5 protein-coding genes are annotated in these 8,120 nt (G+C 69.6%); all 5 read left to right on the top strand.

The genetic code is table 11. The features are described 5' to 3' along the window. On the top strand, positions 1-1,390 hold a 1,390-nt coding region (locus AOK11_RS06120), incomplete at its 5' end, for a VWA domain-containing protein (protein WP_240497237.1). A 164-nt stretch (positions 1,391-1,554) separates the two neighbouring features. After that, entirely contained in the window at positions 1,555-3,282 is a 1,728-nt protein-coding gene (gene metG / locus AOK11_RS06115) for a methionine--tRNA ligase (protein ID WP_055592602.1), read from the top strand. 127 nt (positions 3,283-3,409) lie between these two features. Then, a complete protein-coding gene (locus AOK11_RS06110) occupies positions 3,410-3,775 on the top strand; it encodes a PH domain-containing protein (protein WP_055592601.1) in 366 nt (121 codons plus the stop codon). 122 nt (positions 3,776-3,897) lie between these two features. Then, a complete protein-coding gene (locus AOK11_RS06105; protein WP_055592600.1) occupies positions 3,898-4,806 on the top strand; it encodes a hypothetical protein in 909 nt (302 codons plus the stop codon). 194 nt (positions 4,807-5,000) lie between these two features. Next, on the top strand, positions 5,001-8,090 hold the full coding sequence (locus AOK11_RS06100; protein WP_055592599.1) for an FG-GAP repeat domain-containing protein: 3,090 nt from the start codon (positions 5,001-5,003) through the stop codon (positions 8,088-8,090). The last annotated feature ends 30 nt before the right edge of the window (positions 8,091-8,120 follow it).

Below are 8,120 nucleotides of genomic sequence, written 5' to 3'. Positions count from 1 at the left end.
CGACACCACCCCCGAGCCCGAGCCTGAGCCCCAGCCGGTGGCCGAAGCCGCCCCGAAGGCCCAGCCCGAGCAGCCGCAGGCCGAGCCGGTGACCGAGGCCGACACAGCCCCCGAAGCTGAGGCCGACACCAAGGCCGAGCCCAAGCTCGAGGCCGACACAGCCCTCGATGCCGAGCCCGAGGCTGAGGCCGACACCACCCCCGAGCCCGAAGCCAAGACCGAGCCCGAGCCTGAGCCCCAGCCGGTGACCGAGGCCGACACAGCCCTCGATGCCGAGCCCGAGGCTGAGGCTGAAGCCAAGCCCGAGGCCGACACCACCCCCGAGGCTGAGGCCAAGACCGAGGCCGAGCCCGACACCACCCCCGAGCCCGAAGCCAAGACCGAGCCCGAGCCCGAGCCCCAGCCGGTGGCCGAAGCCGCCCCGAAGGCCCAGCCCGAGCAGCCGCAGGCCGAGCCGGTGACCGAGGCGGCACCAGAGCCGAATCCGGAACCGGAACCCGCAGCCGAGGCCACTCCGAAGGCAGAGCCGGAACCGACGCCGGAGCCGGAAGCACAGTCCGCGGCAGCAACGACGTCGGAGCCGGAGCCGGAGGCAACCCCGGAATCCCAGCCCGAGGCCGCCGACGGCGAGGACACCCCCCAGGGGCCGCCCGCACCCGACGACGAAAGCCGCACAAGCGGTGCGGGTGAGAACACGACCAAGGCCGACGCCGAGACCGAGCCCGACGCCGGCCCCACCACCCCCCTCAAAACGCCGGAGGCACTCCGCACCGCCTACGAAGCCGCAGGCCAGGCCCTCGCGGAGCGCGGCCTCGCCGACACCCGCGCCAAGGTCTACCTCGTCCTGGACCGCTCCGCGTCGATGCGCCCGTACTACAAGGACGGCTCCGCACAGGCGCTCGCCGAGCAGACCCTCGCTCTCGCGGCCCACCTCGACACGGACCCCGGGTCCGTCACGGTCAAGGTCGTCTTCTTCTCCACCGAGATCGACGGAACCGGCGAGCTGACCCTCGCCGACCACGAGAACAAGATCGACACCCTGCACGCGTCCCTCGGCCGTATGGGCCGGACCAGCTACCACGCGGCCGTGGCCGAGGTCCTCGCGCTGCACGACAAGGCGGCACCCGGCACGCCCGCCCTGGTGGTCTTCCAGACGGACGGCGCCCCCGACGCGAAGACCCCCGCGACCCAGGCCCTCACGGAGGCCGCGAAGACCCACTCCTCCGTCTTCTTCTCGTTCGTCGCCTTCGGAGACCCGGACAACAAGGCGTTCGACTACCTCCGCAAGCTGAAGACGCCGAACACGGCCCACTTCCTCGCCGGCGAGTCTCCCCTGGAGCTCACCGACAAGGAGCTCTACGAGGCCGTACTGGAGTCCTGGCGTCCCTGACCCGTGGGGCCGGCCTCCGGCCCCACGGGTGACAGACGGGCACCGCCCCTCCCGCACACCCCCGCGCCGCCCGCTTCTCAGCCCATAAAACGAGAAGCGGGCGGCGCACCCGTGTCGGCTACGATTTGGAGGTTCCGTACGTTTCAACCTGGGAGCAGCCCCCGATGGCTCGACACCTCATCACCAGCGCCCTTCCGTACATCAACGGGATCAAGCACCTGGGCAACATGGTGGGGTCCATGCTCCCGGCGGACGTCTACTCCCGTTATCTGCGTCAGCGCGGTCACGACGTCCTGTACATCTGCGCGACGGACGAGCACGGCACCCCGGCCGAGCTGGCCGCGAAGGACCAGGGCCTGCCCGTCGACGTGTTCTGCGCGCAGGCGCACGACGCGCAGAAGGCGGTCTACGACGGCTTCGCCCTCGCCTTCGACCACTTCGGCCGCAGTTCCTCGCAGCAGAACGTGGAGATCACGCAGCACTTCGCCCGCCGCCTCCGGGAGAACGGGTTCATCGAGGAGCGCGCGATCCGGCAGGTCTACAGCCCGGCCGACGGCCGCTTCCTCCCGGACCGCTACGTGGAGGGCACCTGCCCGCACTGTGGCTACGACAAGGCGCGCGGCGACCAGTGCGAGAACTGCACCCGTGTGCTGGACCCCACCGACCTGCTCGACCCGCGGTCGGCGATCTCCGGCTCCACGGAGCTGGAGGTCCGCGAGACCAAGCACCTCTTCCTCCTCCAGTCGAAGCTCCAGCACGAGGTCGAGGAGTGGGTGGCCCGGCACGAGGAGGAGTGGCCCCAGCTGGCCGCGTCCATCGCGCGCAAGTGGCTGACCGAGGGCCTGCACGACCGCGCGATCACCCGCGACCTGGACTGGGGCGTCCCGGTGCCGGCCGACACCTGGCCGGACCTGGCGGCCGAGGGCAAGGTCTTCTACGTCTGGTTCGACGCCCCGATCGAGTACATCGCCGCGACGAAGGAGTGGGCGGACTCCGCGCCCGACGGTGAGACGCGCGACTGGAAGTCGTGGTGGTACGAGGCGGACGACACCGTCCGCTACACGGAGTTCATGGCGAAGGACAACGTCCCGTTCCACACGGTGATGTTCCCGGCCACCCAGCTGGGCGTCCGCGAGCCGTGGAAGAAGGTCGACTACGTCAAGGCCTTCAACTGGCTGACGTACTACGGCGGCAAGTTCTCCACCTCCCAGAAGCGCGGTGTCTTCACCGACCAGGCGCTGGACATCCTCCCGGCCGACTACTGGCGGTACTTCCTGATCGCCAACGCGCCGGAGTCGGACGACGCGTCGTTCACCTGGGAGCACTTCACCGCCACGGTGAACAAGGACCTGGCCGACACCCTGGGCAACTTCGTCAACCGTGTCCTGTCCTTCTCGAAGAAGCGCTTCGGCGAGGAGGTCCCGGCGGGCGGCGAGCCCGGCGAGGCCGAGACCAGGCTCGGCGAGGAGATCGCTTCGCTCCTCGCGGAGTACGAGACCCAGATGGAGGCGCTGCAGTTCCGCAAGGCGGCGGCCGCCCTGCGCGCCCTGTGGTCCGCGGGCAACTCCTACCTGGAGGAGAAGGCGCCCTGGCTGGAGATCAAGACCGACAAGGACGGCGCCGCCCTCACCCTGCGTACGGCGATGAACCTGATCCGCCTGTACGCGGTGGTGTCGGAGCCGTTCATCCCGTCGACGTCGGCGGCGATGCGCCAGGTCTTCTCCCTGACCGGTGACACCGCGACCTGGGTCACCGCCGAGGAGGCCCGTTCCCTCACCTCCGTCCCGGCCGGCACGCCCTTCATCGTCCCGCCGGTCCTCTTCGCCAAGCTGACGGACGACGACCTGGACGCGTACAAGGAGCGCTTCGGCGGCGAGCCGCAGCCCGCGTAACAACCCCGCACCACCGACGTCAGGGCCCGGGAACAAAGGTTCCCGGGCCCTGACGCGTTCAGCAATGTCCGATAACGTCCAGGAAAGATCACTTCATACGAAGACCACTTCACGCAGGGGACCTTTCATGGCACTGTTCGGCAACGCGCACAGCATCGACCCGGCGCAGGCGCAGCAGGAGTACGCCCGTCTCCTGGGCCACGGCGAGCAGGTGCACGCCGCCTACCTGCTGATCCGCGACACCATCCTCTTCACCGACCGCCGGCTGATCCTGATCGACAAGCAGGGCATCACCGGCAAGAAGACCGAGTACCACTCCATCCCGTACCGCAGCATCACCCACTTCGCCGTCGAGACGGCCGGCACCTTCGACCTCGACGCCGAGCTGAAGATCTGGCTCTCCGGCACCTCCACCCCGGTGCAGAAGACCTTCACCAAGGGCGTCGACATCTACGAGGTGCAGGCCATCCTCACCCAGTTCGTGGCCCGCTGACCCGCACGTCCGGGGAGCAAGTCAACGTCCTGTTTCCCTGGAACGTTTTTCCAGCTCCCGAACGGGTGAATGCCCCCGCATATGCCCCACGCCGGGATCATGGGCCCACCAGGCTCACTCCCATGGTCACATCGACACACGAGGTCTCCCATCGGCTCCTCCAGGAGCACCCGGAAGCCCTCGCACCCGTCTTCGAGGCGCTGCGGCTTCCCCCGCCCGTGAAGCAGGACTTCGGCGAACTCTCCCCCGACACCACGGAGATCCGGCCACTCGAGCGTCGCGTCGACACGGTGCTCAAGTTCGAGCCCGACATGGGGGAGAGCTTCCTGCTCGCCGTCGAGTCCCAGACGAAGAAGGACCCGGACAAGGCCAGAAGCTGGTCCTACTACGTCGCCTATCTGAGCGCGAAGTTCGACATGCCGGTGCTGCTGGTGATCGTCTGCCGGGACCGGGCCACGGCAGCCTGGGCGATGGGACCCTTCGCATGCGCCGTGGGTCCGTGGTCGACCCAGACCACACGCCCGTTCGTCCTGGGACCGCAGACCGTCCCGAAGGTCACCGACACGTCGATGGTGACCCGACAGCCGGCACTGTCGGCACTCTCGGCCATTGTTCACAGCGGGGACCGCAGGGCGGACGCCATACTGGACACGGTGGCCCATGGATTCGCGTGCCTCGCTCCGCACACCATGTCGTACTGGTTCGAGCTGGTGGAAATCGGCCTGGAGAACACTCCGACCAAGCAGAAATGGAGAGATCTGATGAGCTTCGCCAGTCACTTCCCGGGAAGCGGAACCCTGATCGAGGAGACGTACCTGGAGGGAAAGGCCGAGGGAAAGGCCGAGGACATCCTGCGCGCACTGCAGGTACGCGGGCTCACGATCCCCGACAGCGTCCACGAGCGCATCACCACCTGCACCGACCTCGACACGCTCACCGCCTGGTTCGATCGCTCCTTGACGGCCACCACGGCCGAGGACGTTCTCAAGGAGGGCCCGACCGTGCCGACGGACGCCTCCGAGCAGCCCTGAAGACGTAGCGTCAGAGGCCGCTCATATCCGCGTGCGCGGCAGGATGTCGCGGTGCATGCGCTCGCGACGCAGGTCCAGGAAGCGGGCCCCGTGGCTTGTTCAAGATCCGAGGGCGCGAAAAGAGCTGAAAACCCCCTGGTAGAGTCCGCTCACTTGTGCGAGGGCAGGGGACCCTCGCGGGGAGGGAACCTCACGTGGGCAGACACGCCCTGGGACGGGGCGGTCTGACCGCCATCGTCGCCACGCTCGCGGTCGCGGCCGCGTCCGTCACCGTCCTCACCGGAAGCAGCGATCCCGCTCGGGCCGCGGGCGCGCAGAGCGCGGCCGGCACCACCAGGATCACGCTCACCGATCCGGCCTCGCCCCAGCCGCGCGGCGAACGGCCGTTCGCCGCCGGTCCCAGTGGCTTCCTGCACCGGCAGTCGGGAGTCCCCGGACTGCTGTGGACGAGCTACGCGGACGGCACCACCGTCGGCGTGCGGACCCCGGACGGCGTCTTCACGCAGACGGCGCCGTGCGAGGACCTCGGCTCGACGTGCCGGCAGGCCTGGTACGGCTCGGACGGCGACCTCGTCGCCCTGCCGACGAGCACGTCCGCCACCGCCGTCACCCTGTGGGACCCGGCTACCCGCAAGACGTCGACCGTGACGTCCGCGTACCCCTACCGGGCGCTGGCCGGGACCACCGTCGTCACCAGCCGTACCCTCGTCGACACCGTGGCCGGCGAGCGCCGCGAGCGCCCCTTCGCACCAGCCGACGTGGTGGTCAACGACGGCTACGTCCTGGCCGCCGACGCGGCCGGGGTGCTGGTCAGGTCGGGCACCGGCCTGTACTACATCGACATCGAGTCGGCCGCCGTCACCAAGGCGTTCAGCGGCGTCTCCGCCACCGCCCCCGCCGTCCTGAGCGAGGACAGGGTCGGCTGGTACGGCGACGGCGGTCTGCACGTCAAGCCGCGCACCGAGCCGGGCGGCGAGGAGGAGTTCGTCGAGCTGCCGGGTCCCTACCAGAGTGCCAAGCCGGCCCTGATCGGTGACTGGCTGCTGCTGCCTCCGCAGACGGGCGCCAGCAGTCTGACGGCCCTCTCCCTCACCGACGGCTCGTCCCGCACCCTGCTGGAGAAGGCCGGCAGGTTCGCGGTAAGCGGACCCGGTGACACCGCTCTCGTCAGCGGCGGCACGGGCGCCACCGACTGGTGGGTGCAGCGCGTGAGCACGGCCGCGGACGGCACGCCGAAGCTGACGAAGCTGTACCAGGTGCCCGCGGTCGAGAACGCCAAGACGGGCATCGCCCTCAGCCGCGGCAGCCTGCGGGTCGCACAGGTCGACCCCGGCAATGCCAACGGCCTCCACACCACCTCCGTACGGACCCTGACGACCAACGGCGGTACGGTGCTCACCGCGTCCCCCGCCACCGAGAGCGCCAAGATCCACCCGAAGTGCCCCTACCCGGACACCACGTGCTCGGCCCTGTGGGGCAACACGGTCACCTCGCCCCGGGACGTCTACCTGGAGGGGGCCTCGGACGTCTACGAGGACGGCCCCGTGCCGGGCTCGGACCGGCTGGTCCCGATCGGCTACAACGCCCTGGGGTTCAACACCACGGGCGGCAGCATCGTCGACGTCTCCGACGACTACGCGGTCTACCACTCCGGCGGTTCCGCCCCGGCCCAGTACGTCGGCCGGTTCGGCTACGGCCAACTGCTGAAGCGCCCGGTCCAGGCCGCCGCCCTCAACGGCCCTGTGCTGTGGAGCGCCACCAGCACCGTCGGCCGGGTCACCTCCTACAGCCTGACGGAGAAGAAGACCCTCACCACGATCGCCGTCCCGGGCGCGCGCTGCGTCCCGAGCGAGCTGCAGGCGGCGGGCCGCTGGCTGTACTGGTCCTGCGGCACTTCCTCGGCGGGCGTGTACGACACCAAGGCCGGCACCTCCCGCGCCGTCACCCCGGGTGACGTACTGCTCGGCGACGGCTTCACGGTCCGCCACGACCACGCGGCCGGCACCCTCGTCCTGACCGACGCGGCCACCGGCGCCACCCGCGTACTGGCCTCCGAGATACCGGACACCGGCCTGGCCGCCGACCGCCGCCACCGCTGGACCGTGGACGAGTACACGGGCCTGGTGGCCTGGTTCGACATCCACGAGCGCACCCATGTCGCCACGACCGGCTTCTCCCCGACGGCCCCGACCGCGTTCACGACGGACGCCGCCGCCCAGGCGAACCTGACCGCCGCGAAGCCCTGGACCGGCACCTGGCTGCTGTCCCGCCCCGTCACCTCCTGGTCGCTGACGTTCACGTCCGTGCAGAGCGGCGAGACCGGCAAGGCCACCCGCACCCTCACCGGCGGCGCGGCCACCGCACGGGTGACGGCGAACTGGGACGGCAGGACAGCGGGCGGTGTCCGCTTCCCCAACGGCCAGTTCAAGTGGAGCCTGAAGGCGACCGGCCTCGGCACCTCCACGGCCGTGACCATCGGCAGCGGCAGCGGCACGCTGACCGGAGGCTCGCCCGTACGCCACGACTACAGCGGTTCGGACGGCACCGGCGACCTGCTCACCATGAACTCCACGGGCTCCCTGACCATCCACCGGGGCACGGGCAAGGGCACCCTCTCGTCCAAGGTGGGCGGTACCGGCTGGCCGAAGGGGACCACGGTCGTGCCCTTCGGTGACCTGAGCGGCGACCGCTGCAACGATCTCGTCGTACGGCCGAGCAACGGCTCGCTGCGGCTCTACAAGCCGAAGTGCGGGGCCGCGCTGAAGGCGTCGACGCCGTACACCACGATCGGCAAGAGCGGCTGGAACCAGTACGACATCATGCTCTCGACCGGTGACATCACCGGGGACGGACGCCCTGACCTGATCGTCCGCAAGGCGTCCACCGGGGACATGTACCTCTACAAGGGCACCAGCGCGGGCAAGCTCTCCGCCCGCGTCAAGATCATGAGCAACTGGAAGACGTACAAGAAGATCGTCGCCGTCGGAGACATCACCGGTGACGGCATCGGCGACCTGCTCGCCCAGGACAAGTCCAACAACCTCTACCGCTACAACGGCACACGTACCGGCACCTTCAAGACCCGCGTCAGGATCGCCACCAAGTGGGGCGGCTCCTACAACGCCGTCGTCGGCGTGGGCGACCTCAACCGCGACGGCATCGGCGACCTGATCTCCCGGGACACCTCCGGCAAGCTGTTCCGCAACTACGGCAACGGAAAGGGCGGCATCGGCGCACGGACCCAGATCGGCACCGGCTGGGGCGGATACAAGGCCCTGTACTGACCGCGTCCGAACAGAAAGCGGCTCGGAACC

The sequence above is a fragment of the Streptomyces hirsutus genome, from assembly GCF_001418415.1.
Lineage (GTDB): Bacteria > Actinomycetota > Actinomycetes > Streptomycetales > Streptomycetaceae > Streptomyces > Streptomyces hirsutus.
This window is presented reverse-complemented; position numbering and strand designations above follow the sequence as displayed.

Coding starts and splice junctions, on each gene's coding strand:
- AOK11_RS06105 (WP_055592600.1), top strand. CDS start 3,898: ATGGTCACATCGACACACGAGGTCTCCCATCGGCTCCTCCAGGAGCAC.
- AOK11_RS06110 (WP_055592601.1), top strand. CDS start 3,410: ATGGCACTGTTCGGCAACGCGCACAGCATCGACCCGGCGCAGGCGCAG.
- metG (WP_055592602.1), top strand. CDS start 1,555: ATGGCTCGACACCTCATCACCAGCGCCCTTCCGTACATCAACGGGATC.